General features: G+C 70.2%; 26 protein-coding genes. 13 read left to right on the top strand and 13 right to left on the bottom strand.

Translation table 11 applies throughout. The features are described 5' to 3' along the window. Positions 1–55 precede the first annotated feature (55 nt). Positions 56–463, bottom strand: coding sequence for an SHOCT domain-containing protein (locus OG627_RS15590; protein ID WP_329065501.1), 408 nt, complete (start codon positions 461–463; stop codon positions 56–58). A gap of 383 nt (positions 464–846) precedes the next feature. On the opposite strand from OG627_RS15590, the gene OG627_RS15585 reads away from it, so the two are divergent. The 6 genes from OG627_RS15585 to OG627_RS15560 all read left to right on the top strand — a co-directional run bounded on the left by OG627_RS15585 (position 847) and on the right by OG627_RS15560 (position 7,120). Further along, positions 847–1,719 (top strand): DUF3152 domain-containing protein, encoded by an 873-nt coding sequence (locus OG627_RS15585; protein WP_329065499.1) that lies wholly within the window; start codon positions 847–849, stop codon positions 1,717–1,719. Between the two features lie 104 nt (positions 1,720–1,823). Continuing rightward, positions 1,824–2,669 (top strand): tryptophan 2,3-dioxygenase family protein, encoded by an 846-nt coding sequence (locus tag OG627_RS15580; protein ID WP_329065497.1) that lies wholly within the window; start codon positions 1,824–1,826, stop codon positions 2,667–2,669. Between the two features lie 121 nt (positions 2,670–2,790). Next, positions 2,791–3,999, top strand: coding sequence for a kynureninase (gene kynU, locus OG627_RS15575; protein WP_329072694.1), 1,209 nt, complete (start codon positions 2,791–2,793; stop codon positions 3,997–3,999). 155 nt (positions 4,000–4,154) lie between these two features. Beyond that, entirely contained in the window at positions 4,155–5,054 is a 900-nt protein-coding gene (locus OG627_RS15570; protein ID WP_329065495.1) for an alpha/beta hydrolase family protein, read from the top strand. Between the two features lie 114 nt (positions 5,055–5,168). After that, on the top strand, positions 5,169–6,464 hold the full coding sequence (locus tag OG627_RS15565) for a sensor histidine kinase (RefSeq protein ID WP_329065492.1): 1,296 nt from the start codon (positions 5,169–5,171) through the stop codon (positions 6,462–6,464). Next, positions 6,461–7,120, top strand: coding sequence for a response regulator transcription factor (locus OG627_RS15560; protein WP_329065490.1), 660 nt, complete (start codon positions 6,461–6,463; stop codon positions 7,118–7,120). Before OG627_RS15565 ends, OG627_RS15560 begins: the two co-directional genes overlap by 4 nt. Before the next feature lie 252 nt (positions 7,121–7,372). On the opposite strand, the gene OG627_RS15555 is transcribed toward OG627_RS15560, so the two are convergent. Continuing rightward, positions 7,373–8,362 carry an AraC family transcriptional regulator gene (locus OG627_RS15555; protein ID WP_329065488.1) on the bottom strand — a complete coding sequence of 330 codons (990 nt, stop codon included), beginning with the start codon at positions 8,360–8,362 and terminating at the stop codon, positions 7,373–7,375. 147 nt (positions 8,363–8,509) lie between these two features. Further along, a complete protein-coding gene (locus OG627_RS15550) occupies positions 8,510–9,463 on the bottom strand; it encodes a diacylglycerol kinase (protein WP_329065487.1) in 954 nt (317 codons plus the stop codon). 166 nt (positions 9,464–9,629) lie between these two features. Between OG627_RS15550 and OG627_RS15545 the strand changes: the two genes are divergently transcribed. Next, positions 9,630–10,913 (top strand): adenylosuccinate synthase, encoded by a 1,284-nt coding sequence (locus OG627_RS15545; protein ID WP_329065485.1) that lies wholly within the window; start codon positions 9,630–9,632, stop codon positions 10,911–10,913. Positions 10,914–11,095: 182 nt separating this feature from the next. On the opposite strand, the gene OG627_RS15540 is transcribed toward OG627_RS15545, so the two are convergent. The 4 genes from OG627_RS15540 to OG627_RS15525 form a co-directional block, all read right to left on the bottom strand. After that, positions 11,096–11,434, bottom strand: a complete 339-nt coding sequence (locus OG627_RS15540) for an SCO4225 family membrane protein (protein ID WP_329065483.1) — start codon at positions 11,432–11,434, stop codon at positions 11,096–11,098. Positions 11,435–11,666: 232 nt separating this feature from the next. Further along, positions 11,667–12,842: an RNA-guided endonuclease InsQ/TnpB family protein gene (locus OG627_RS15535; protein ID WP_329072692.1), complete on the bottom strand. Its 1,176-nt coding sequence runs from the start codon at positions 12,840–12,842 to the stop codon at positions 11,667–11,669. Positions 12,843–13,135: 293 nt separating this feature from the next. Further along, positions 13,136–13,312, bottom strand: a complete 177-nt coding sequence (locus tag OG627_RS15530) for a hypothetical protein (protein ID WP_329065482.1) — start codon at positions 13,310–13,312, stop codon at positions 13,136–13,138. Between the two features lie 38 nt (positions 13,313–13,350). Then, the gene (locus tag OG627_RS15525) at positions 13,351–13,830 is read right to left on the bottom strand and encodes an ATP-binding protein (RefSeq protein WP_329065480.1); all 480 of its coding nucleotides are present in this window, start codon (positions 13,828–13,830) and stop codon (positions 13,351–13,353) included. A gap of 246 nt (positions 13,831–14,076) precedes the next feature. On the opposite strand from OG627_RS15525, the gene OG627_RS15520 reads away from it, so the two are divergent. Then, positions 14,077–14,928: a Scr1 family TA system antitoxin-like transcriptional regulator gene (locus OG627_RS15520; protein ID WP_329065478.1), complete on the top strand. Its 852-nt coding sequence runs from the start codon at positions 14,077–14,079 to the stop codon at positions 14,926–14,928. A 13-nt stretch (positions 14,929–14,941) separates the two neighbouring features. Then, positions 14,942–15,136 (top strand): DUF397 domain-containing protein, encoded by a 195-nt coding sequence (locus OG627_RS15515; RefSeq protein WP_114623501.1) that lies wholly within the window; start codon positions 14,942–14,944, stop codon positions 15,134–15,136. A 288-nt stretch (positions 15,137–15,424) separates the two neighbouring features. Here OG627_RS15515 and OG627_RS15510 read toward each other — a convergent pair whose 3' ends face one another. Both OG627_RS15510 and OG627_RS15505 read right to left on the bottom strand, forming a co-directional pair. Further along, the gene (locus tag OG627_RS15510; protein ID WP_329065475.1) at positions 15,425–15,835 is read right to left on the bottom strand and encodes a hypothetical protein; all 411 of its coding nucleotides are present in this window, start codon (positions 15,833–15,835) and stop codon (positions 15,425–15,427) included. Positions 15,836–16,235: 400 nt separating this feature from the next. Continuing rightward, positions 16,236–16,433 (bottom strand): hypothetical protein, encoded by a 198-nt coding sequence (locus tag OG627_RS15505; RefSeq protein ID WP_329065473.1) that lies wholly within the window; start codon positions 16,431–16,433, stop codon positions 16,236–16,238. A 384-nt stretch (positions 16,434–16,817) separates the two neighbouring features. Between OG627_RS15505 and OG627_RS15500 the strand changes: the two genes are divergently transcribed. Both OG627_RS15500 and OG627_RS15495 read left to right on the top strand, forming a co-directional pair. Then, complete coding sequence (locus OG627_RS15500; RefSeq protein ID WP_329065471.1) at positions 16,818–17,012, top strand: hypothetical protein; 195 nt, start codon at positions 16,818–16,820, stop codon at positions 17,010–17,012. Next, positions 17,009–17,287, top strand: a complete 279-nt coding sequence (locus tag OG627_RS15495) for a hypothetical protein (protein ID WP_329065467.1) — start codon at positions 17,009–17,011, stop codon at positions 17,285–17,287. Before OG627_RS15500 ends, OG627_RS15495 begins: the two co-directional genes overlap by 4 nt. Before the next feature lie 194 nt (positions 17,288–17,481). Here the strand turns inward: OG627_RS15495 and OG627_RS15485 are convergent, their stop codons facing one another. Then, positions 17,482–20,283 (bottom strand): MMPL family transporter, encoded by a 2,802-nt coding sequence (locus OG627_RS15485; protein ID WP_329065465.1) that lies wholly within the window; start codon positions 20,281–20,283, stop codon positions 17,482–17,484. Between the two features lie 326 nt (positions 20,284–20,609). Between OG627_RS15485 and OG627_RS15480 the strand changes: the two genes are divergently transcribed. Then, on the top strand, positions 20,610–21,560 hold the full coding sequence (locus OG627_RS15480) for a phosphatidylinositol-specific phospholipase C (protein ID WP_329065463.1): 951 nt from the start codon (positions 20,610–20,612) through the stop codon (positions 21,558–21,560). Positions 21,561–21,659: 99 nt separating this feature from the next. On the opposite strand, the gene OG627_RS15475 is transcribed toward OG627_RS15480, so the two are convergent. Further along, the gene (locus OG627_RS15475) at positions 21,660–21,947 is read right to left on the bottom strand and encodes a hypothetical protein (RefSeq protein ID WP_329065461.1); all 288 of its coding nucleotides are present in this window, start codon (positions 21,945–21,947) and stop codon (positions 21,660–21,662) included. A 221-nt stretch (positions 21,948–22,168) separates the two neighbouring features. On the opposite strand from OG627_RS15475, the gene OG627_RS15470 reads away from it, so the two are divergent. After that, complete coding sequence (locus OG627_RS15470) at positions 22,169–23,548, top strand: LmeA family phospholipid-binding protein (RefSeq protein WP_329065459.1); 1,380 nt, start codon at positions 22,169–22,171, stop codon at positions 23,546–23,548. Between the two features lie 33 nt (positions 23,549–23,581). On the opposite strand, the gene OG627_RS15465 is transcribed toward OG627_RS15470, so the two are convergent. After that, positions 23,582–24,988, bottom strand: a complete 1,407-nt coding sequence (locus OG627_RS15465) for a sensor histidine kinase (RefSeq protein WP_329065457.1) — start codon at positions 24,986–24,988, stop codon at positions 23,582–23,584. Next, positions 24,985–25,791, bottom strand: coding sequence for a response regulator transcription factor (locus OG627_RS15460; protein ID WP_329065455.1), 807 nt, complete (start codon positions 25,789–25,791; stop codon positions 24,985–24,987). The genes OG627_RS15465 and OG627_RS15460 overlap by 4 nt, the downstream gene beginning before the upstream one ends. Positions 25,792–25,829: the final 38 nt, after the last annotated feature.

Here is a 25,829-nt window from a genome sequence, read left to right as displayed (position 1 = left end):
GGCGGCGGCTCCGCGAGGTGGTCTCTTTCGCGCCCCCGTGTACCGGGGCGCGCGCTCAGTGGAGGATCTTTTCCTTGGCCCGCTGGAACTCCTCGTCGGTGATGTCTCCCCTGGAGCGGATGTCGGAGAGTCTGGCGAGCTGCTCCGTTTCGTTCGGGGGCCCCGCGCCTTGACCCGCGGTGGTGCGGATGTAGTCGTCGAGGGCCTTCTGTTGCGCCCGTGCGTGCCGTGTCTCGCGCCGGCCCATGCCCCTGCCTCGGGCCACGACGTAGATGAACACGCCGAGGAAGGGGAGCACGATCACGAAGATCAGCCATCCGGTCTTGGCTATTCCACTGAGGGTGTCATCCCGGAACACGTCACCGATCACCCGGAAGAGCAGGACGAACCACAGGATCCAGAGGAAGATCCACATGGTGGTCCAGAAGGCTCCGAGGACCGGATAGTCGTAGGCCAGGTTCATATCGTCTCCACCTTCTTCCCGGCCTCCGTCGAGCGGAGGCCGCCAGAAGGCCTCACCGGTGCCGCCGACGGCGGACATCGAGTGAAGTCGTACGACACGGTCGCGGGGAACCCGCGAGTGCGTGGGGCTCTACGGTCTCAATTTTGACAGAAATGTCCGAAGAGTCGAATCGAGTGAGCGGTGCCGCGCCGCCGCCCCGGCGAGCGGCCGGGTCGACGGCCGGGCGAGCGGCCGTCCGTCGCTCTGGGACTGTCGGCGCTCAAGACCGGGTTGTCCACGGTCCGGCCCGCGAGGGAACCTTTCGAAGGCCCCGCCCGTCTTGACCAGGGCGCGGGCCTTCGTTTGTTCGATCGCACGCTTATTCGAGCAAGGAGATTTCCGCTGTGGGCAAGCGTGCCTTCGTCCGCCGAGTCCGTCGATCGCGTCGCGTACGGTCGCCCGCGCCCCTGGTCCTGGCCGGGCTCGTCCTGGCCGGTGCCATCGTCGGCGGCGGCGCGGCCATAGCCTCCTGGCGGGGCGGCGGCGCGGGCGCCGACACCGGCGGATCGGCGGTGGCCACCCCGGAGACATCCCCCGCGACGCCCGCCGCGTCCGCGTCAACGGACCCCAAGGCCCCGGACTCCGAGGACTCGGATCCCGAGGACTCGGCCCCCGCCAAGGCCCCGTCCCCCTCCGCGTCGCCCCGCGTCCCGGACTCGGGACCCGGCACCTTCACCACCGCGCAGGCCAACGGCAAGAAGACCGGCTCGGGACCGCTGCGCCGCTACAGCGTGCAGGTCGAGGACGGGATCGACCTGTCCGCCGCCGGTGCCGCCGCCGAGATCCAGGAGATCCTGGCCCACCCGCGCGGCTGGGCCGCCCACGGCCGGGGCTCCTTCCAGCTGGTCTCCGAGGGCAAGGGCGCGGACTTCGTCATCCGCATCGCCACCCCCACGACCGCCGACAAGCTCTGTCTGGCCCAGGGGCTCGACACCCACGGTGAGTTGAACTGCGAGACCACCGAAGGCGTCGTGGTCAATCTGCGCCGCTGGGTGCAGGGGTCGCCGACCTTCGACGGGCCGCCTTCCGAGTACCGGCACCTGATCATCAACCACGAGGTCGGGCACGAGATAGGCATCCGCCAACACATGGGCTGCGGCGGCCCCGGCCGGCTCGCGCCGGTGATGATGCAGCAGATCAAGGGTCTCGACGGATGCCGGTCCAACGCGTGGCCGTACGAAGAGGACGGCACGTACATCGAGGGCCCGCTGATCTGACCGTCCCCGTACGGTCGTCCTATGATGCGAGGAGGGGACCGGGGCTCCGTAGCCACACGGAAAGGGGCGGACCGCTACCCGGCAGCAATATCGAGGAGACAGAGATGTCGCACGCCCCCGATGTTCCCGGAGCCGGTTCGGACGCCCCGAACCTCGACTTCGCCGGAACCACCCCGTACGAGGATTACGTCCAGGCCGACGTCCTCACCCATTTGCAGCAGTTGCGCTCCGACGACCCCGGCGAGATGGTCTTCCTCGTCACCACCCAGGTCATGGAGCTGTGGTTCACGGTCATCGTCCACGAGTGGGAGACCGCGGCCCGCGCGCTGCGCGAGGACCGGATCCCCCGGGCGATGGACGCCCTCAAGCGCTCGGCGGGCGAGCTGGAGGCGCTCAACGCCTCCTGGAAGCCGCTGGGCCGGCTGACCCCAGGGCAGTTCAACGCGTACCGCGGTGCCCTCGGTGAGGGCTCGGGCTTCCAGTCCGCGATGTACCGGCGGATGGAGTTCCTGCTCGGCGACAAGTCCGCCTCGATGCTCGTACCGCACCGGGGCGCGCCGCGCGTCCACGCCGAGCTGGAGAAGGCGCTGCACGAGCCGAGCCTGTACGACGAGACGCTGCGGCTGCTCGCCCGGCGCGGGCTGCCGGTGCCGCGGGCGGTCCTCGACCGTGACCTGGGGCAGCGGTACGAGCCGTCGCCCGAGGTGGAGGAGGTCTGGGCCGGGATCTACGCCGACCCCGACCGGCACGCCGAACTCGTGCGTCTGGGCGAGGCGTTGACGGACGTCGGCGAGCTGGTGTGGCGATGGCGCAACGACCATCTGGTGGCGACCAGGCGCGCGATGGGCTCCAAGACCGGTACGGGCGGCTCCGCCGGAGTCGCGTGGCTGGAGAAGCGCGCCACGAAGAACGTGTTCCCCGAGCTGTGGACGGCGCGCAGCCATGTCTGAGCAGCCTGTGGAGACCGAGGCTGTAGGCACCGGCACCGCGACCGTGGAGACCGGGCCTGTGGATACCGCGACTGTGGATGTGGACACCGACAACGTGGAGGCCGGGACCGTGGACCGTGTGATGGCCGAGCGCGCCGCCGCCCTCGACGCCGCCGACGAACTGGCCGCGCTGCGCGGTCTGTTCGCCCTCGACGACGAAACCACCTATCTGGACGGCAATTCACTGGGCGCGCTGCCCCGCCATGTGCCGGACCGGGTCCGGGATGTGATCAGCCGTCAGTGGGGTGAACTCCGGATCCGCTCCTGGACGGAGAGCGGCTGGTGGACCGCGCCCGAGCGGATCGGCGACCGGATCGCGCCCGTCGTCGGCGCCGGGCCCGGCCGGATCGTGGTGGGCGACTCCACCAGCGTCAACATCTTCAAGGCGGTGGTGGGCGCCGTACGGCTGCTCGATCCGGCGGATCCGGCGCGGGACGAGATCCTGGTGGACGCCACCACCTTCCCCACGGACGGCTACATCGCCGCCTCGGCGGCCAGGATGACCGGGATGCCGGTCGTCCCCGTCGACCCGGAGCGCCTGCTCGGGTCGCTCGGGCCGCGTACCGCCGTGGTGCTCCTCAACCACGTCGACTTCCGTACGGGACGCCTCCACGACCTGCCCGCCATCACCGCGGCCGTGCACGAGGCCGGCGCGCTCGTCGTCTGGGACCTGTGCCACAGCGCGGGCGCCCTGCCGGTCGGTCTGGACGCGCACGGCGTGGACCTCGCGGTGGGCTGCACGTACAAGTACCTGAACGGCGGGCCGGGTTCGCCCGCCTTCCTCTACGTCGCCGAACGCCACCAGCCGCGCTTCGACTCCCCGCTGCCGGGCTGGAACTCGCACGCCGACCCGTTCGCGATGGACGGGGAGTACGCGGCGGCGGACGGCGCGGTACGCGGCCGGGTCGGCACCCCCGACATCCTCTCCATGCTGGCGCTGGAGGCGGCCCTCGACGTCTGGGACGGCGTACGGCTCGACGCGGTACGGGCGAAGAGCCTCGCCCTCACCGACTTCTTCCTGGAGTGCGTCGAGGCGTACGCGCCGAAGGGGCGCGTCGGCTCGCTGACGCCCGCCGCGCACGCCGAGCGCGGCAGCCAGGTCGCGCTGCGCTGCGCGGAGGCGCCGGCCGTGATGGAGGCGCTCATCGCGCGCGGCATCGTCGGGGACCTGCGCAGGCCGGATGTGCTGCGCTTCGGATTCACCCCCCTGTACACGGGGTTCGCCGACGCGGAACGGGCGGCGCGGGTGCTCGCGGAGGTACTGGAGGAGGTGCCCGCGGGGCGCGTGTGACGCGGGTGGCACGAGGTGCGGAGCGCGGGCGGCCGGGCCCCGGAGCGAGGGGCGGGGCCCGGCCCGGCCGCCGACGGGTGAGCGACCCCCGCCAGGGCTGATAGCGTCCCGCTGATCAGGTCAATTCGGCCCCCGCACCGAAAGGTTGGAGCAAGATGCCGGACCCCGCCGCGCACGATGCCGTTGCTCGTGACGCCGCAGAGACCGAATCGGTCTTCGCCCATCCGGCCGTCCGGCCCGACGCGACCGCCGCGTACGGCGAACACCCTGATCAGGTGATCGACTTCTACGCTCCCCGGGGCAACCAGGAGCGCGTACCGCTCGTGGTCGTCCTGCACGGCGGAGCCTGGCGCGCCCCGTACGACCGCGCGCACATCACGCCGTTCGCCGACTTCCTGGCGCGGCGCGGTTTCGCCGTCGCCAACGTCGAATACCGGCGGGGTCCGGCGATCCCGCAGCAGGGCGCCGGTGACGACGGGGCCCCGGCTCCGGTGGCGGGGCGCTGGCCCGAGACGTTCGACGACGTCGCCGCGGCGATGGACGCGCTCCCCGGGCTCGTCGCCGACGCGCTCCCGCAGGCCGACTCCCGGCGGACCGTCGTGACCGGCCACTCCGCCGGCGGCCACCTCGCCCTCTGGGCGGCGGCCCGCCATGTGCTGCCCCTGGGCTCGCCCTGGCGGCTGGACCGGCCGCCTGAGCTGCGCGGGGTCGTCGCGCTCGCGCCGATCGCGGATCTGGCGCGCGCCGTCGAGCTGGGGGTGTGCGGCGGGGCCGTCCTGGAGCTGCTGGGCGGCCAGGAGCGGTTCAAGGAGCGCAGGGAGAGCGCGGACCCGGCCGCGCTGCTGCCGACGGGAATCGCGACGGCCGTGGTCCAGGGCCGTACGGACCTCACCATGCCGTACGAGGTCGCCGACGCGTTCGTGGACGCGGCGGGCCGGGCCGGCGAGATGGTGGGGCTGACGCTGCTGGAGGAGGTCGGCCATTTCCCGCTGATCGACCCGGCGGCGGACGCGTGCGCGGTGGTGGCGGAGGAGATCGCCCAGCTGGCGTGGTGATCCGGCGGGGGGCTTGCGTCGTGCCTGGTGGGGCCGCGTAGTACCTGGGACGGACCCGGAACTATCCGCTTCCGTGCTGACGACCCCGCTCGGCCCTACCTCTACCTTGAGAGAGTGACCGAAACCGAAACCGGGGAGTCCCGGAACAATGAGTTCCGCCTGGCCACGGGCGCGCTCAGCGGCCTGCGCCAGGACCTCTTCCACGACGCCTTCGCCTACCGCCCGCTCCGGCCCGTGCGGACGGACGGTCGCTTCACCCGTCGGCTGCCCGGACAGATACGCCAGTTCGTGGCCTGGACGCCGCACGCCATGATCGTCGGCCTGGCGCTGATCATGTTCGTCTACAGCATCGGGAACCGTGATCTGCTCGACCTCTCGCCGATCATCCCGCTCCTGCTGACGCTGTTCAGGCCCGTCGCCGCCTGGTGGCTGGCGCTGTGGGTCTCCGGCTTCACCAACCTCTTCAGCTTCCACGACTGGCCGTGGACACCCACCTCCTTCGTCGGCTACTTCGCCGTGATGACGGTGGTGGCCATCCGGACGGGCCCGCGCACCGCCGCCTGGATGTGGGTGGTGACCGCCGGATACGCGATGTTCTCCGAGATCTTCCTCAACCGCGGCTACGGTTACGGCGTCTCCACCTCCCTCCCGATGCTCTTCGGCTCGGCGCTCGTCCTGCTGACCGTGAGCACCCTGCACGTCCGTCGCAGGGCGGACCAGGAGGTCGCCGCGCAGCAGAGCGTCACCGCCGTCGAACGCGGCCGGCGCACGCTGCTGGAGGAGCGCACGACCATCGCCCGCGAGCTGCACGACGTCGTCGCCCACCACATGTCCGTCGTCGCGATCCAGGCCGAGGCCGCGCCGTACCGGGTGGAGAATCCGCCGCCCGAGCTGGAGCAGGCGTTCGTCACGATCCGCGAGAACGCCGTCGCCGCGCTGACCGAGCTGCGCCGCATCCTCGGTGTCGTACGGGCGGACGACTACGAGGCCCCCGACGCCCCGCAGCCGACCCTCGCCGAACTCGACGGGCTGCTCGACAACGTCCGCGACGCCGGGCTGACCGTTCAGAAGACGATCACCGGCGCGGTCCGCGAGCTGCCGCAGGGCGTCGAGCTGTCGGCGTACCGCATCGTGCAGGAGGCGCTGAGCAACGCGATGCGGCACGCGCCGGGATCGACCGCGAGCGTCGAGATCGGCTACGTACTGGGCGGGCTGGGCCTGCGCATCGTCAATACGGCGCCGAGCCGCATGGCCAAGCCGTCGCCGGGCGCGGGGCACGGTGTCACCGGTATGCGGGAGCGTGTCACGATGCTGAACGGTGAGATGACCGCCGGTCCGACCGAGGACGGCGGCTACGAGATCGCGGCCTTCATTCCGGTGGCCGTGGTGAAGGACGGGGACGCTTCATGACCATCCGGGTACTGATCGTGGACGATCAGGTGATGGTCCGCGAGGGTTTCTCCGTGCTGCTGAACGCGATGCCGGACATCGAGGTGGTGGGCGAGGCGGTGAACGGCCGCGAGGCCGTGGGCCAGGTCGCGGCGCTCCACCCCGACGTGGTGCTGATGGACATCCGTATGCCGGAGCTGAACGGCATCGAGGCGACCCGGGAGATCGTCGCGGCGAACGCCGACGCGAAGGTGCTGGTCCTGACCACCTTCGACCTGGACGAGTACGTCTACCAGGCGCTGCGCGCCGGCGCCTCCGGCTTCCTGCTGAAGGACGCCTCGGCCCGGCAGCTGGCGGACGGGGTACGCGTGGTTGCCTCCGGCGAGGCGCTGCTCGCCCCGACTGTCACACGCCGCCTGATCACCGAGTTCTCCAAACTCGCGGACACTCCGCGCGCCCCCGCGATGGCCCGGATCGGCGATCTCACGGAGCGCGAGACGGAGGTCCTGGTGCTGATAGCGCAGGGCCTGTCGAACGCGGAGATCGCCGAGCACCTGGTCGTCGCGGAGTCCACGATCAAGACGCATGTGAGCCGCATCCTGGTGAAGCTGGGGCTGCGCGACCGGACACAGGCGGCGGTCTTCGCGTACGAGGCGCGGCTGGTGACGCCGGGCTGAGACGGCGGCCGGGGCCGGTCATGCGACAACCCGCGGCGGGCTGGAAGCCCGAACGGCCCGTCCGCGGAGCGACGGGCCGTTCGGGGAGTCGTTCGCCGCACCCCCGTGCCGGCGATTGACCGGTGAGCACAGATGGCGTGGGAGCACGCCATCACGATCGCCGTTGTTTCACCGCGACCGTTTTTGTCTCATGGGTTCACTTTAATTACCCAGAGCCCCCGCGTCGTTGACTCTGCGTGTACTCCGTGTTGATCAGGCGTCCACAGTTGTCGTGAGCGGTGTCGCGCCGCCGGACATGTGGCGGTAGTCCCGGGGCGCGACCCCGTACGCGGCGCGGAAGGCCCGGCAGAAGACGGTGTAGTGCGTGAAGCCCCACCGGGCGGCGATGTGGCTGATGGGGAGCGAGAGCAGCGAGGGGTCGGACAGGTCCTGGCGGATGTGGTCGAGCCGCAGCTGCCTGATCCAGGCCGAGACGGTCTTCTCCTCGCCGCGGAACATGCCGTGCAGATAGCTGTTCGAGATGTGGTGCGAAGCCGCCACCGCGCTCGCGGTGAGGTTCGGGTCGCCCAGGTTCTCGCGGATGAACGCCTTGACGGACAGGGCGAGCGACTGTCTGCGCGCCGCGGGCGACAGCTCCTCCTCGACGTCCAGGCTGTGCGCCAGCGTCGCGTTCAGCAGGTCGGTCAGGATGCCGCCCATCCGGACCGCGTCCGCCGGGCGGGGGCTCGGGCTCTCGGCGACCCGGGTGAGGAAGTCGGCGAGGTACGCCCCGATGCCCTCCCGCCCCGAGATCTGGTGCGCCAGCAGCCGGGAGACCGTGTCCGGGGGCAGCTCGATCAGATCCTTGGGTATCTCCAGGCCGACACCGAGGGTGGCGTTACCGGAATTCCGGCATTCGAAGGGCTGGTAGGTGTCGACGATGTACATCTGGCGCCGGTAGTGGACGGTGCGGTGATCATGCTGCGCGATATCCACCCGCCCGCTCAGGGGGAGCGTCAAATGGTAGTAATCCGGGTCAGTGCTCCGGATCATATGGGGCGATCTGGTCCATTTCAGTGCGGCGAGCGAGGTCGGCCACACCACCAGGCGGCCGAGCTGCACGATCCGCATCTCCGCCTGGAAATCGGCGGCGGCGGGGCTCTTGATCTCCATGGGGCACACGGTGTTGACCATCAGGTCGTGCCAGTATTCGAAGCGTTCCCCGGTAGGAATGTCGTCCGTGCGGAACACTGTTTCCGTCATCGCTCTCCACGCCCAGAATCGCTCGACTTGTTCTTCGCTCGACTGCGCCGTGCGTGAGATTATCTTGATATCGGCCTCAGGCGCCCGCATGAGTAGGGATACTCACGGCGCCCGAGGCGTACGGCCTCCACCGCTCACCGCTCACCGTTACCCGGCGAGCGGCCCCGTTCCCGCACCCGCACCCGCGCCCGACGGGAGCATCAGCCCCCACGCCCCCGGCCGCAGCGTCCAGGTCCTGGTCCGCACCGGGCCGGTGACCCGGGCGTCCGCGCGGTAGCGGAAGTCCGCGCCCGACACCGTCACGGACAGCGCGCTCGCCGTCACCGGCTCAGCCGAGGCGCACCTGCGGATCACGACCTCGGCGCGGCCGGCGCGCGAGCGCACCGTCACGCCCTCGACCGGCTCGTCCAGATCGCTCAGCAGCACCCCGTCCGCCTCCACCCGCAGCCGGTGCGTGTGCGCGGCGAGGGCCTGCGGGACGGGCCGTACCAACGTACGGACCAGGGAACGGCAGGTGTGCCACATGAGCGCGGCGGCGGGCACGACGCCCGCGCCGGTCTCCGTGCCGCCACTGCCACTGCCACTGCCACCGTCGGCGCGGTCCGTACGGTCAATCCGGTCCATCCGGTCCGTACCCCCGGAGCCCCGCGCGGGCAGGGCCGGGATACGGAGGTCGCCCAGCACCACGCCGTCGCTGTCGTCCACCAGCAGATCGAGCCGGCGCACCGCCCCGTCCAGCACGGCCCGCGCCGCCGCCACCGCGCCCGCCGGAACGCCCAGCGAGCACGCCAGCTCCACCGAGGCGCCGATCGGCACCAGCGAGAGCGCCCCGGAGGCCAGCTCCCGTTCCCGGTGGAGCAGGGCGACCATCCGCAGCAGCGCCCGGTCGTCGCCGACCAGCACCGGCCGCCGGTTTCCCCGCCGGGCCAGCGCCCGCGCCAGCTCCTCAGGGCCTTCGGGGAAACAGAGTTTCACCGAAGCGCTGCCGCTCAGCACATCTCTCGCGATCCGCACGGATTCGCCGTCGGTCCGGCCGGCGACCGGGTCGATGACCACCAGAAGCTGCTGCGCGCCGTTCTCGGCGGGCTCTGGAGCCGACACCTCGGTCCTTCCTCGGGTAGCATCTTTGTGCAAGAGCCCCTTGCGCTATTGCGCCAGGGGCTTCGTCTATTCCGGGGCATCCGGTCCGACGGTCAGAGCTGGTCTCGTACGACGTTTGTGCGCCCCCTGACCTTGGACATGCCCCGCCCGGAAGGGGTGTACGCCTGTGCCCGCACTTGTGCTGCTCGGTGCTCAGTGGGGTGACGAAGGCAAGGGAAAGGCCACCGACCTGCTCGGTGGGTCCGTGGACTATGTCGTGCGCTATCAGGGCGGCAACAACGCCGGCCACACGGTCGTCGTGGGCGACCAGAAGTACGCACTGCATCTTCTCCCTTCCGGAATCCTCTCCCCTGGGTGTACCCCGGTGATCGGTAATGGAGTGGTTGTCGACCCGGCCGTCCTGCTCTCCGAGCTGAGCGGGCTCAACGAGCGCGGTGTCGACACATCCAAGTTGCTGATCAGCGGAAACGCCCATTTGATCACGCCGTACAACGTCACGGTCGACAAGGTGACGGAACGCTTCCTCGGTAAGCGGAAGATCGGTACGACCGGCCGTGGCATCGGCCCGACCTACGCCGACAAGATCAACCGCACCGGCATCCGCGTCCAGGACCTCTACGACGAGTCGATCCTGGAGCAGAAGGTCGAAGCGGCGCTGGAGTCCAAGAACCAGCTCCTCGCCAAGGTCTTCAACCGGCGCGCCATAGAGGCCGACAAGATCGTCGAAGAGCTGCTGACCTTCGCGGACCAGCTCAAGCCGTACGTCTGTGACACGACGCTGATCCTGAACAACGCGATCGACGAGGGCAAGGTCGTCCTCTTCGAGGGCGGCCAGGGCACGCTGCTCGACGTGGATCACGGTACGTATCCCTTCGTCACCTCGTCCAACCCCACGGCGGGCGGCGCCTGCACGGGTGCGGGCGTCGGGCCGACGAAGATCAGTCGCGTCATCGGCATCCTCAAGGCCTATACGACGCGCGTCGGCGCCGGTCCGTTCCCGACCGAGCTGCTCGACGAGGACGGCGAGGCGCTGCGCCGCATCGGCGGCGAGCGCGGTGTCACGACGGGCCGCGACCGCCGCTGCGGCTGGTTCGACGCGGTGATCGCGCGGTACGCGACGCGGGTCAACGGCCTGACGGACTTCTTCCTCACCAAGCTGGACGTCCTCACCGGCTGGGAGCAGATCCCGGTGTGCGTGGCGTACGAGATCGACGGCAAGCGCGTCGAGGAACTCCCGTACAGCCAGACCGACTTCCACCACGCGAAGCCGATCTACGAGTACCTGCCCGGCTGGTCGGAGGACATCACGAAGGCGAAGACCTTCTCCGACCTGCCGAAGAACGCGCAGGCGTACGTGAAGGCGCTGGAGGAGATGTCGGGGGCGCCGATCTCGGCGATCGGTGTGGGCCCCGGCCGTACGGAGACGATCGAGATCAACTCGTTCCTGTAAGCGTGTACGCAGCGCGTATCCAGGTCGCGTAACTGAGCGCCTATGTAAGCACGTACAGACGTACGCACCGCGCCCCGGAGGCTGTTTTCCGCCTCCGGGGCGCGGTGCGTACGCCTTCGGGTGGTTCAGGGAGAGTGGTTCGGGGAGAGCGGTCCGGGAGAGCGGTCCGGGGAATGGCCCCGTCAGGCGGCGCTGGTGCCGGCGCGGTGCGCGGCGCGTCCGGTCAGGCCGCGGTAGACGGCGCCGAGGGCGAATGCCTGGACGAAGGCGCCGACGGGGATGCCGACGAGGGGCACCCACTCGGGCAGCCGGTCGGTGAAGCCGACGAACAGGAAGGAGGTCGGGGCGGTGACGAAGAAGGCCCACACTCCGGCGAAGCTGGCGTCGTCGTGCTCGACGAAGAGGGTGACCCCGGCGACCCAGGCGCAGACAGCGGCCACGACGGCCAGATAACCGAGGGCCGCGGGGTTCACCAGGTAGTGGCGGAGGTTCTGGGTCACGGAACGCGATGAGTCGGTCATGGCTGCTGCTCTCCTGGACGCTGTGGTCGTGCCGGGTCGTCCCGGTCTCTGCTGACCTCCACATTGCCCTCGTCGGGCGGCGGCCGCCTGAGTAGCCGTACTCACGTTCGTCTCCGCGAACGTACGCATGGATGAACGGTCCGGCCCGTATGGCCGGTTGGCCGGGGCGCGGCCCGTGGCGAACAGATCCGACTTGAATCCTCCCCTTCAGGGTTGATCGGGGATTTCTGGCTCACGCTGCCAGAGGGGGCTGCGCCCCGCCTGGTCTTCCGCGATCAGCACCAGCCGGGTTGAGACCTGCCCGGACCAGCATCACGTGTGCGGAGTTCTTGTCCCGGGGGGACACGGCTCCGCACGCGGTGCAGGTATAGGTACGTTCCGAGAGAGGGAGTGCGTGCTTGGTTCTCGCTCCGCACTGTGCGCAGTCCATGGTGGTGTGCGCGGGGTGGACCAGGTGCACGATCCGGCCGTGCTTGCGGCCCATCTCGATCAGGGCCCGCTTCGTGGCGCCGATCGCCGCGTCGGCGGCCTTGCGGGCCATCGTCGACCTTGCGAGGAACTTCGGGCGGAAGTCCTCCACCGCGAGGGCGCCGTGATCGCGGACCACGGACTTGGCCCACTTGCGGCCGGTGTCCTGACGCTGCCGGGCAACCTTCTTATGCAGCTTCGCCGTCTGCCGCCTCGCGGACCGGTAGCTCTTCGACCCGGCCTGCCCGCGCGCGGGCTTACGCCTCGCCATCATCCGCTGGTACCGGGCGAGCTTCGCAGCCGACTTCTTGCCATGCTCGGCGTGCGGGAGGTCGTGGGCGTCGCTGGTGGTGGTCGCGGTCTCTCTCACGCCCCAGTCGATACCGATCACGCGGCCGGTTTCGGGCAGCGGCTCGACTACGGCCGGCACGACGAAACTCGCGTACCAGTGCCCGACACTGTCCTGATGGACACGCACGCTGGACGGATCGGCGGGCAGGTCCCGCGACCACACCACCGTCACCACGATCCCGCCCGCCAGGTGCAGTTTTCCGTCCTTCAACCGGAAGCCGCGCCTGGTGTAGTTCAGGCTCGGCCGGGCCTCGCGCTTCTTCTTGTACGTCGGCATCCCGGCCCGCCGCCCCATCGGCAGCCCTTCTTTGATGTCCTTCTGGGCCTTGGTACGGGATTTTCCGAAGTCCCGGATGATCTGCTGCTGAGGGACGGTGGAGCCCTCGCGCAGCCACACGTTCGCAGCGCGGGCCCCGGTCAGCATCTTGTCGAGCCGCGCCGGACCACACGTGGCCTTGTCCGCGCCCTCGGGCCGGTGCCTGTTCCACAGGTGCGTCTGCCTCGACTTGGCACAGCACTCGTTCCACACCCACCGGCACCGGTCCCACTCACCCAGCAACCCCGCGAGCGCGGACGACGACACCCGCAGACGGAAAGCTCACCGGGCGAACCCGGCGCCCTCCACTACCCGCGATCTCGTCACGAACCAACATTTAGCAGCCCGTATCCATCTCGCTCTCACGTTCCCTGACAGACCACACGATCGACTGGACACCCAAACACACGAACGATCCCGTGGCCCCCCAACCCCGACACCCCACACCACCTGGAGGCCACCCTCGGCACTCCCCCGGCGGACGCCAATCATCCAGCGGCGATTCCGCTACCCCACTCTTTCCACGCGCACTTCACCGAGCGGCGCCGGGCGCGCTGAGGGCGTGCTTATGTGCCGGTGCCGGTGCCGGTGCCGGTGTCCGCCTTGGCATCGGCACGGGCATCCGCGTTGGCATCCGTGTTGACATCGGGTTTCGTTCCGGCCGGTGTGGAGGTGCCTCTCCCGGCCGGTATCGACGCGTAGAGCACCCCCACCGCCACGACGGCGACACTGATCGCCGTCACGACAAATCCCCACGGTGCGTGAGAGGTCGCGGCCTCCATCACCCGGGCGACTCCAGAGTGAACCAGATGGCTTTGCGCCCGGTGGGATCGGAGGCGTAGATGGTCGTCCCCCAGGCGTGCGCGAGGTTCGCCACGAGGGCGATACCCCGTCCATCCTCGAACTCGGCCTGGTCCGCGCCGCCTTCCGCGCCGCATTTCGTGCGGGCGGCGGCCGTCGGGACCGGCAGGAGCCAGGGCCTGTCGTCGGTCACGGCCACGGTCACCTGGCTGACACCGACGATCACGGCCACGCGGATCAGCGGCGTCCCGGTGTGGCGGTGGGCATTGGTGACGACTTCGGTCACGCAGATCCGTGCGTCGTCCACGAGGGCGCCGTGTTCGCTGATGGTCAGCAGTGAACTGACGAAACTACGTGCGATTCGCGGGGCGGTTGGCGTGTTCGGCAGTGCCAGCCGGTACGTCTCCCCGGGCTGAGGGGGCGGAGGTGCGGGGGGTGCGGCGGCGGTCACGGGGGTCATGTCGTTCTCCCAACGCTGCGGTCTGAGCTGGTGCGTTGTCCGCCCGCCGTGGCAATGGCCATGCCTGTGGCCCTGGTTCGGGGCGCACGGGAGTGGCTGCACTTCGGTCTCGTCGGCGGACGACGCGGTGCTGGGATGACCATAGCGCAACGTATAAAGCTTGTGACTCGATCGGCGCATGGAGGTGACGAGTGGAATACCATCAGGGCCTGAGTGATGTTGATACGTGATCACAAGGAGGGGTCGATGCCGCCGAGGAAATCGCCCACGGCACGGCAGCGCCGATTGGGTTCCGAGTTGCGCAAGATCCGGGAGCACGCCGGCCTGTCGCTGACCCATGCCGCGTCGTTGCTCGGCGCCGATCGCACCGCGTTGAGTAACACCGAGTCGGGCCGGTTCGGCGTGAGTGCCGATCGCGTACGCACCTGGGCAGGTCACTACGAGTGCCCGGATGCCGCGTACGTGGAGGCCCTTGCGGCGATGGCCGCGGAGCGCATAAACGGCTGGTGGGAGGATTACCGTCGTGACCTCACCAGTGATGCGCTCGATCTCGCGGAGTTGGAGCATCACGCCACGGGCATCCGGTCGGTCCAGATTATGTACATGCCTGGTTTGCTTCAGACGGAGGACTATGTCCGCGCCGTGTTCTCGGAGAGTGTTCCCCCGCCGAGCCCGGCACGTCAGCGGCGGCAGGTGTCGCACCGCCTGAAGCGTCGTGATGTGCTCGATCGGGCGCACGCGCCTGCCTGCACGTTCTTGATTCATGAGGCTGCGCTGCGGATGACGTATGGAGGTTCGGCGGTTGCCCGGGCGCAGCTCGGCAACTTGTTGGAGCAGTCGGATCGGGACAACGTCACCATCCGTGCCATCCCGTTCGCGGCAGGCGGTTTCCCGTATGCCAGCAGTTCGGCACACTACGTCTACGGCGCTGTCCCGCAGCTTGACACCGTCCAGACGGACACCGCGACCGGATCAGGTTTTCTGGATGCCGAGACCAGTCTTGAAAACTGGCGGGTCGCGCTGGATCGGACGGAAGAGAAGTCTCTTGATCCAACGAGTTCAAGGGACTTCATTCGCAAGATCGCAAAAATGGTATGAAGGCGTGATAATCATGGAAATTCAGTGGCGTAAGTCTTCGAAGTCCTCCAATGCTGAAGGCTCCGACTGTCTGGAACTTGCCGAGCAGGGAGGCGAGATCCTGATGCGCGAGAGCGACAACCCAGACGTCGTCATCCGCACCACTCGCGCCAAGCTTCGCGCGTTCCTGGGCGGCGCCAAGGAGGGCGAGTTCGACGACCTGGCGTGAGTTCGCCATGTCGCGGCTGCGGGCGGTTTCCCTTTGGCGCAGAGGGGAGGCCGTCCGTTTGCTGTCCGGGCTCACGAGGTGACGAGCCTGCGCCGTCCGAGTGCCGTCAGCACAGTGGCGCAGCGCGTCATCCAGCCGATGAACGTGCCGCTGCCGTACTGCACCGCACCAGCTGCCGGCGCCCCGGTATCAGGCGAAAATACCCCCGCCGCCAGCGCTACCAGCAGCGACGATACAAGGAGGGTCGCCCGTAAACGACTCTCAGTCGGGTGAGGGCGCGATCGGCGGTCAGGCGCCGACGATGGCGCGTGCCTGGGTGACGCGCCGTCGGGTGCGGGTGACGTCGGCGTCGGTGCAGCAGTGGCCGTGACGTACCAGTTCCTGGAAGGTGCGCACGGCTGCTTCGCCGATCCGTTCGACTGCTTCGGAGACGTCGGTGATCCCACCGAGCGCGCCGCCACCAATGTCCACGCGCAGTGCCTGAGACCCGAACTCCCTTACCAAGCCCGCGCTGAGCAGGACGTAGCGCGACCTGGCGTCGGCGCTCAGGGCGATCCGTTCCTCCGCCAGGGGCGTGCTTGCGCCCGTGAGGCAGGAGGCTACGGCGGTGGGCCGGGCGGCCGAGGGGTCCAGCGGGCCGTACACCTGGCAGGCTTGGAGCGCGGACAGCCAGCCCATCGAGACGTTGCCGGTCTTCACGTGGAGTTCGGCCAGGTTGTAGAAAACTGAGCCCAGTACCGCCTGGTCCTGGTCGCCTTGCCCGGCCTGGGCGACCCTGACCGCATGGCTGTTGGCCTTCTGGTACTGGCGCAGGGCAAAGGCCCACTGGCCGCAAGCGATTGCGTGATCACCGCGTTGGAGGGCGTTGGCGACTGCCCGCCGTTCGCCGTTGAGTGAATCGCCACCCCACCGCTCCTCCTTGAGGCGTACAGCTCGAATGGTGATCGCGGGGCCCGGGTCACACGGTGTGCGCCTGACGGTATCTCCCGCATCCGTGTGGCGGAAGGCTGCTGAGCAGGGTGAGCGCCTCGGCTGTCGGCTCCCCAGGACCGTAACCGGTTTTCTCGGGGAGCCGACACCGGCCCGGCCGAGCGGTCAGCTACTTGGAGCCGCCGCTGCCACCCTGGTCGCCGCCGGGCTCACGCGGCGCCTCCGGGGGCTTCGGGCCTCCGTCGTGCTTGCCGCCGTCGGCCTCGGCCATGTGGTCCGGAAGGTCGGGCAGCCGGAACGGCACGCCGCGCCACCCCTCCGGGGCGGATACCGGAGTCTCGTGCGTATCGGCCATCTGAACGCCCATCGTGTCCTCCTATTTTTCTCGCGCACAGGTGCGCTTCTTCCTGGTGGATGCCGCTGGTCGGCCTGTTCGTTCACAGGCCGTGTCCAACGGTTGATGGGACGCTAATCCGCGCGACGTTGTAGCACTAGCTAAAGAAGCCCGTATCACTCGTTAGGAGTCAAACTATTGATACGGAGTGGCGGCGAGCGCTAGCGTCGTGGGTGTCGCCGCTTCGGGCTGATCCCTCGGCAGGGCTATGCCCAGAGCTGCACAACTCCCTTCAACCCTGCGCCTGTTGGGGGAGTGTCCCGGCAGGGCTCGCCCCCGTGCCCGACGCTCGTCACGCCGGCCAAGGGCGCCGGGGGCGAGCCCTGTTCTTCCTGTCTCTCTGTCCGAGGGGATGGCATGACGCTCAATACGCTGTCTACGACACAACAACTCGCCCTCGATCAAGCGGATCTGCCGATGGCCGAGGGGCCCGAACGGCCGGCCGGTGACCGCTGGGGCCTGGTACCCGCCTCCGTGCCCCGCGAATTCGCCGCGCCGACGCCGGAGTTGCTCTGCCGGGTGGCGCGTGGGCTGCGGGGGTGGGCGGCGTGAAGGGGAGCTACGCGCGGCAGCGGCTGTCCTTGCTGATCGCCACGTTCGGGATGAACGGCTCGCTCCTCGTGCCCCGGGACATCCCGCCGACGCCCGCGCCCGCGTCCGCTGTGCCCGCGTCCGTACCCCCGGACCCGGACCCGGACCCGGACCCGGACCCGGACCCGGACCCGGAACCGGACGCCAGTACCCCCGAACCGTCGTCCCCCACCGCCGAGCAGTTGAGCACGCGCGTCGCCGAGCGCAACAAGCGCAGCAGCCGGGGCGGGGTCTGAGCGGCGTGACCGCCGGTCGTCCCGGGGGTTACCGCACGTACTCCTACTCCTGTGCGCGAGGCTGCCAGGTGTAGCGGACGTCCGGTCCGTACTCCTCGTTGTGCGAGCCGTCGATGTACTCGACCGCGACGAAGCCATGCCGCTTGGACAGGGCCCGGGTGTCTCGTCGCGAACCCGGGCCGCCGTCACCGCCGTCAGGCTTTCCGGCGGTCCAGGTTGGTCTTGCGGACCTGGCCCGGCAGTGTGAAGGGATCGACCAGCCAGCCGAGTCCCAGGAGGCCGGCCGTGCACAGGTAGAGCACGCCCCGGCCGGTCCTCCCCAGGTAGAAGTGGTGCGCGCCGAAGAGGCCGAGGGGGAACCACCACAGGTAGGCGATGGCGACCGACGCGCGCTTGCGGCGTACCGGCGTCTCCGCTGGTGCTTCGGTCTGTACGGCGGTGTCCGCCTGCTCCGCCGTCTCTGTTCGTACGGGCGTCTCCGCCTGTACCGCCGTCTCCGTGCGTACCGCCGTCTCCGTCCGTACCGCCGTCTCCGTCTCCACCTGCGGTTTGGTCAGGAGCTGGGTGGTCGAACGGCGCGGCGGCTCGGTCCGGACCGGCTCCGGACGCCGCACCGGCTCCGGACGCCGCACCGGCTCCGGACGCCGCACCGGCTCCGGCTGCCACTCCGGCTGCCGTACGGGTGCCGGAGCCGGTACGGCAGCCGGTACTGCGGCCGGAGCCGTCGCCGGGAGCACCGTCTCGTGCAGGCCGATGTGGCGGTGGAGCCGCTTGAGCGGGGCCGGGGCCCACCAGTTGGCGGGGCCCAGCAGGGTCATGACGGCGGGCACGAGCACACACCGTACGAGCGTGGCGTCGATGGCCACGGCCGTGGCCAGGCCGAGGCCGAGCTGCTGGATCGCGCCCATGCTGCCGGTGACGAAGCAGGCGAAGACGATGACCATCAGCAGCCCGGCCGAGGTGATGATCCGGCCCGAGTGCTGGAGGCCGCGCCGTACCGCGACGTCGGTTTCGAGGCCCTCGGCCACGTACTCCTTGATGCGGCCGAGCAGGAACACCTCGTAGTCCATCGACAGGCCGAACGCGAAGGCGAAGACGCACACCACGGTGAACGGGCTGAAGCCGTCGACGGTCAGCAGGTCGAGCGGGCCGGAGAGGAAGCCGTGCTGGAAGACCAGGCTCATCAGGCCGAACGTCGCCCCGAGCGAGAGGGTGTTCATGGCGACGGCGGTGAGGGGGACGACGACGGAGCCGGTCATCGCGAACAGCAGAAGCACCATCGCGAAGAGCGTGACCGCGATCGCGAGCGGGAGCCGGTCGACGATCTGCTGAAGTATGTCGTCGAGGACCGCGGCGTCGCCGGTGACCCACGACTCGCCGCCGCCGGGGCGGTCGGCGCGGATCTCGTGCACCAGGTCCCGTGCCGTGGCGCCCTCGGGGTCGCCCGTGGTGTCGATGCCGATGGTCGCCAGCCCCGGGCCGGACTCCTGCGCCGGGTAGACGCGGGTGACTTCTGGCTTGTCCGTCCAGCGCCGCGCCCAGTCGTCCAGGGCCGCGGCGTCGGTGCGGGCGACGACCGTGAGGGTCGGGACCGTCGGCAGGTCGAAGCGGTCGGCGAGCTGATCGGTGACCCGTACGGACTCCAGGGACCTGGGGCGCGCTCCGGGGTCGCTGAGATGCATCGACATCGACAGCACGGGAAGGCTCGCTGCGACCAGGGCCACGCCTGTGACCAGCATGGTGGTCAGCGGCCGGCGCTGGACACGGCGGGCGAGCCCGGCGAAGAAGCCGGTCTCGGCGGGGTCCACCGGCGCTGCCGGCACCGCGCCGTGCCGCTGTGAGGGCTGAGAGGACTGCGAGGGCTTCGGGAACTGCGAAGACTGCGAGAACGTCGGGGACTTCGAGGGCTTCGGGGACTTCGGGGGCCGCGCGGGCTTGATCCGGTGACGGGCGAAGCCGACCAGCGCCGCCGTCAGCGTCAGCGCCACCAGCATCGCCGCCAGCGCGATCGCGACACCGGCCGCGCCGAGCGCCGCCAGCTCGGGGATGTCGAACATGAGCAGTCCGGTCAGTGCCGCGGCCACCGTGAGGGCGCTGAAGGCGATGGTGCGCCCCGCCGTCGCCCACGCCCGGCCCAGCGCCTCCTCCGGCGCGTAACCGGCCCCCAGCTCCTCGCGGTAGCGGGCGACGAGCAGCAGCCCGTAGTCGATGGACAGGCCCATCCCGAGGAGTGTCACCACCGTCACCGCGTCCGAAGTGATCGACGTGAACTGGGTGATGAGCAGCAGAATCGCCATCGAGAACGCGATCGACACGACCGCGCCGAGCACCGGCAGCCCCGCCGCGATCACACCGCCGAAGATGAACACCAGCACCACCAGTGTGATCGGCAGCGACAGCGTCTCCGCGCCGGACAGGTCCGTGGACGCCTGCTCCGTGAACTGCTTCTCCATGACCGGTTCGCCGCCGACGGTCACCCGGGCGTCGCCCTGGCCGCTGTCCGCGAGGGTCGCGGCGAAACCGTGCAGGGTGTCGCCGAGTGCGTCGATCGCGGTGGCCTCCGCGTCGTCGTCCAGCTTGGACAGGGTGACCTGTACGAGCAGACCGCGCTTGTCCTCGGCCGTCAGCATCGCGGTATCGGCCGCAGCCAAGCCCGTGTCGTACGGGGTGACCACCGCGGCCACCCCGTCGACCCGCTTGAGCGTGCCCGCGAGGGACCGTACGTCTTCCCGTACCTCCGGCGCCGCCGTGTCGACGCCGTCGATGACACCGATGACGACCCCGCCGCGATCGCTTCCCTTGTCGAGTACGGCACCGGCCTGGATCGACTCCATGGACGACGGGCCGCTCCCGCTCGACAGCGACCCGAACACCGGCCCCGCGCTCAGGACGCCGACGGCGACCGCGGCCGCCCAGATCAGCAGCACCTGCCAGCGGTGCCGGAAACACCAGTGCCCTGTGCGGGCGATAAGTCCCTCAGCGAGTCCCTCAGACATGATGGTTTCGACCGTCTCTCATTCACTCTTCGCGGGGTGACCGGCGGTCTGCTGACCTTGAGTCGGGTGAGAGTTCGATCCTGCTCCGGGCCGGGGTGCCGGACCATGGGAGCACCAGCAGAAAGCGGGGTGGGGGTATCCCCCAGGCGGTTCCGGGGTCAGCCCCCGGGGCGGCTCCCGGTCGGGGCCCGCCATCTGCTCCTCAGGGGCCGCACCGCGTTGACTCGGCTTCCCGGAAGGGCTGTTCCTGCGTGATGTGCACCGGTCATACTCCGAGGGCTCACTCGATAAGACATCTCGATTCACGGCTTACGGAGGTCCCCCACATGGCCACGTACCACCGCGCCACCCCCACCCACACGCCCACCTACGCCTCAACGTCCGCTCTCGGCAGCGGACTTGCCCGGCGCGGCTTCCTCACCGGCGCGCTCGCCGCCTCCGCCGCCGCCCTCGTGGGCGTCGGGGCCGGCACCGCCGCCGCCGACGAGGCGCGGGTCTTCGCCACACAGGACTGGATGGGCGGCTTCGCCGACTCCACCCCCGTACAGCGGCTGACCATCCCCGGCACACACAACGCCGGGGCGCGCTCGGGCGGGCTCTATGTGGCGTGCCAGAGCACCACCATCGCCGAGCAACTCGACAGCGGTGTGCGGTTCCTGGACGTCCGGTGCCGGGCGTTCGAGAACGCGTTCACGATTCACCACGCCGCCTATTACCAGAACCTCAACTTCGACGACGTCCTCGGCGCCTGCCGCGGCTTCCTCCAGGCCCACCCCTCCGAGACCGTGCTGATGCGCGTCAAGCAGGAGTACTCGACCGAGAGCGATGCCGAGTTCCGGCGGATCTTCGACACGTACCTGGACGGCAAGGGCTGGCGCTCCCTCTTCCGGCTCGACGGCAATCTGCCGACGCTCGGCGAGGCGCGCGGCCGGGTCGTGCTGCTCGCGGACAACGGCGGACTGCCCGGGGTGCGGTACGGGGACGGCGGCCTGTTCGACATCCAGGACGACTACCAGGCGGAGCCCGGGGCCAAGTACCCCAAGATCGAGGCGCAGTTCCGCAAGGCGGTGCGGGAACCCGGCAAGATGTACATCAACTACGTCAGCACGGCTGCCCTGTTGCCGCCGCGCTGGAACTCGGACCGGCTCAACCCGCAGGTCCACACCCTCCTGGACGGGTCCGAGGGGAGCGGGTGGCGCGGGCTGGGAATCGTGCCGCTGGACTTCCCCGCGACCCGGGCCGGGCTGGTCGAGTCGCTGATCCGGCACAACGGCTGAGCTGTTCTCCCTGGTCCGACTTCGAACGATGCCGCGCACGTTGACGGACCGCGCGGCATCGTTCGGGGGCGACTGTTACCAGCTCGGTGTGACCGGCGGTCAGTCGGGGATGATGCACCAGATGCGGTAGCGGGCCGCGCCGAAGCCCTGGACGGAAACGGTGCCCGGAGCGCAGTCCTGATAGACCCACTCACCGCCGGGGACACAGGTGTCGAATCCCGTCCCGTTCACCCGCTGGGCTCCGACGAAGGGGCCGCATTCTTCGGATTCCTCGGCCGCGATGCGCTGGGAGGCCAGGTCGACGGGGGCGGCGGCCGAGGCCGTGCCGAGGTGGGCGAACGAGGCGGCGGCGAGCAGTGCCGAGACGGCAAGGGCGCGGAATCGCACGGGTACTCCTTCGTGTGGGCGGAACAGCGGAACAGCGGAACAGCGGAACAGCGGAATATGCGGCACCAGCATCCCGAGCGGCGTGGGGTGAGAGGGCCAGTCGGCCGTTCGTGGGCGCGGCGTGGGCCAGAAGCATCTGCGCGCCCGGTTCGCGAGTGAATAAGCCCACATGACGCCCTCGAACTTGCGTGCGTGCAGGGCGTGCGTGTTGGGATGAGTCGATGCGACCCCCCACACGCATGCCCGACCACGTACCTCCGTCCCCGCCGCCAGCCTCGCCCCTGTCCCCGCCGCCATCCGCACCGCGGGCCCCAGAACTGCCGCCCAACCCGTACGACGAACTCGGCCAACTCGCCACCCCCGAGGAAGAGTTCGCCTACGACCCGCGCGACCCGCGCGACCCGCTGGATCTGGGGCTCGCCCCGGACCCCGCCAGCCCTGCCGACCCTGCCGACCCCGCCGACTCCGACGACGAGTGGTCCCCGCCCAACCACCGGGCCGGCCGCCGGGGCCTCTTCGGCGGCCGTGACCGCCGTGACAGCCCCGGCCGCCGTGACCGCCGGGCCCGGCGGCGGTTCGGGTCCTTGCCCGCCGCGCTCAAGGCGACCGTCGCCGTCCTCGTCTGCGCGGCCTTCCTGCTGCTCGCGGACCGTACCGCCGTGCTGTACGCGCAGGACAGGGCCGAGTCGCAGCTTCAGCGGTCGCTCGGCCTGGTCACCCGCCCCGCGGTCGACATCCACGGCTTTCCGTTCCTCACCCAGGTCGTGAGCAAGCGGCTCGACCGCGTGGACGTCGCCGTCCCGCACGTCGCCGCCGACCGGGTCTCGCTCGCCGAGGTGCGGGCGGGCGCCGAGGACATCCGTATCGAAGGCGGGCTGCCCACCTCCCTCACCGGCGCGGTCATCGGCAAGCTGGACGGGCGGGTGCTGCTGACCTTCGACGACCTCGGCCGTGAACTGGGTGCATCCCAGGTCAAGTTCACCGACAACGGCGCCGGTTCCGTACGTATCGACGGATCGCTCCCGCTCGCCGGCACCGATCTGCGGCTGCGCGCGGTGGCCCACATCAGACGGGACGGCGACCGGGCCGTGTCCACCGTCGTGGACGGGATACGGCTCGACATCCCCGGCGTCGCCACCTACCGCCCCGGCAAGGACCGCGCGCACTCCGGACTGCGGCTGGCACCCGAGGCCGCCACCCGCATCGCCGAGGAGAAGGACCGGGCCCGCGCGCTGCTCGAAGTGCCCGCCGTCGTCGAGCGGCTCGGCGTGCCGCAGGCGCGGGTACGGGAGGCGCTGCGCGGCGAGGACGAGCTGGCGCGCCTCACCGGCACCCCGCACTTCGCGCGGAAACTGATGGGGCTCAACCTGATCGACGTGGTGGCGGACCACCCCGAGCTGCTCCGCGAGGCGGGACTCGAACCCGGTCTCGTCGAGGCGCTGCTCGACCTGCGGCCCCCGGAGCTGTCCGACAGCCTCTCGCTCTCCTTCACCCTCCCGAAGACCCCCGGTGACCTGCGGCTGCGCCACATCACGGTGGAACGGGACGGCATCCACGCGCGGCTGGTGGGCTCGGAGCTGCGCGTGGGGCGGACTCCGTAACCGCGCCGCCGTAACCGCGCTCCCGGGACTCGCTCAGTACGTCTCCGGCGGCGGCATCGGCGCCCCCGGGATACGGATCGCCGCGACCGTCCCGCCGCCCGCCGCCTGGCGCAGGGCGATCTCGCCGCCCGTCTGCTGCACCGTACGGGCCACGATGGACAGCCCGAGCCCGGAGCCCGGCAGCGCGCGGGCCGAGGACGAGCGCCAGAACCGCTCGAAGACGTGCGGCAGTTCCTCGGCCGGGATGCCGGGGCCGTGGTCCCGTACGGTCAGTTCGCCGCCGGTGCTCAGCGCGACCTCGATCACACCGCCGGACGGGCTGAACTTCACCGCGTTGTCCAGGACGTTGATCAACGCCCTTTCCAGCGCTGCCGGTTCGGCCCGGACGTACCAGGGGTTGAGGTCGGTCTCGATCGTCAGGTCGGGGCCGCGCAGCCGGGCCCGCTCCAGCGCGTTCGTCATGGCGGTGTGGAGCCCGACGATCTGGAGCGGGCCGGGATCGGCGGCGTCCGGGCGGGACAGCTCCTGAAGGTCCCCGATGAGCGAGGCGAGTTCGGTCATCTGCGCCTTGACGGACGCCATGAGCGCCTTGCGGTCGTCGGGCGGGATCGCGCGGCCGGTCTCCTCGCTGCGGGCGAGCAGCTCGATGTTGGTACGGAGCGAGGTGAGCGGGGTCCGCAGCTCGTGCCCGGCGTCGGCGATCAGCTGCGACTGGCGGTCGCGGGAGGAGGCGAGCGCGGCGGTCATCGAGTTGAAGGACCGGGAGAGCCGGGCGACCTCGTCCTCGCCCTCGACGGGGATCCGCACGGTGAGGTCCTCGGTACGGGCGACATGCTCGACCGCGCGCGTCAGCCCGTCGACCGGGCGCAGTCCCGCCCTGGCGATCCAGAGCCCGGCCGCGCCCGCCCCGAGGATGCCGACGCCGGTGACGGCCGCGAGCAGCAGGGCGAGCTGGTTGAGCGACGAGTCGATCTCGGCGAGGGGCCGCGACACCGAGACGGCGGCCTGCACGCCGGGCCGGTTGGAGAGCCGGACGGTGAAGACGCGGACCTTGGCACCGTTGGCGGTCGTGCTGTTGTGCAGCGAGCTGCTCTCGGAGCCGCGCGCGACGTCGACGTCCCGCTGCTCGACCTTCACCGGCTCGGAGTACGAGGTGACGCAGCGCGTACCGTCGGTCAGGACCACCTGGATGTAGGCGAACGCGGCCCGGTTGTCGGTGCCGCTGGTGGCACCGCAATTGTCGAGGGCGTCGCGTACGGCGTCCGGCGGTGCCGAGAGGTTCTGGAGAGAGGTGTCCAGCTCGCTCTCCAGCTGATTGCGCGTCAGGAGCCAGCAGGCGACGGCCGCCACCGCGACCGCGACCGCGACGGCGGAGGCGACCAGCAGGGCGAGGCGCGAGCGCAGCGGGAGCGTACGGAGCCGGCGTACGAGCGAGGTCACGCGGGGCCGCCGAATCCGCCGAATCCGCCGGTGCCCGCCGGGCCCGCCGGGGCCCCCGGGCCGCCCACGCCGCCCGGCCCGCTCGCGGCGTCCGCGCGCAGCGCGTACCCGACGCCGCGCACCGTGTGCACCAGACGCGGTTCGCCGCCGCTCTCCGTCTTGCGGCGCAGGTACATCACGTACACGTCCAGGGAGTTGCTGCTCGGCTCGAAGTCGAAGCCCCACACGGCCTTGAGGATCTGCTCCCTGGTCAGCACCTGCCGGGGATGCGCCATGAACATCTCCAACAGGGTGAACTCCGTACGGGTCAGCTCCACCCGCCGGTTGCCGCGCACGACCTCGCGCGTCGTCAGGTCCATCCGCAGATCGGCGAAGACGAGGATGTCGTCCGCCTGTACGTCCCCGGAGTCCGTCGCGTACGAGCTGCGCCGCAGCAGCGCGCGGATCCGGGCGAACAGCTCGTCCAGCTCGAAGGGCTTGACGAGGTAGTCGTCGGCGCCCGCGTCCAGGCCGGTGACCCGGTCGCCGACCGTGTCGCGGGCCGTCAGCATCAGGATCGGCACCTTCGAGCCGCCCGCCCGCAGCCGGCGGGCCGCCGTCAGCCCGTCCATCCGGGGCATCTGGATGTCCAGGACGATCAGGTCCGGCCCGTAGGCGGCGGCCTTGGTGAGGGCGTCGAGACCGTCGACGGCGACCTCGGTCCCGTAACCGTCGAAGGCGAGGCTGCGCTGAAGGGCCTCTCGTACGGCGGGCTCGTCGTCGACGATCAGGATTCTCTGGGGATCGCCTTCGGCGGGACTCATGTCGCTGCTACCTCGTCAGTCGGTCGGCGGAACGCTTA

The organism is Streptomyces sp. NBC_01429, assembly GCF_036231945.1.
In the GTDB taxonomy this organism is placed as follows: domain Bacteria; phylum Actinomycetota; class Actinomycetes; order Streptomycetales; family Streptomycetaceae; genus Streptomyces.
Note: the sequence above shows the minus strand (reverse complement) of the source record. Positions and strands in the feature narration are given on the sequence as shown.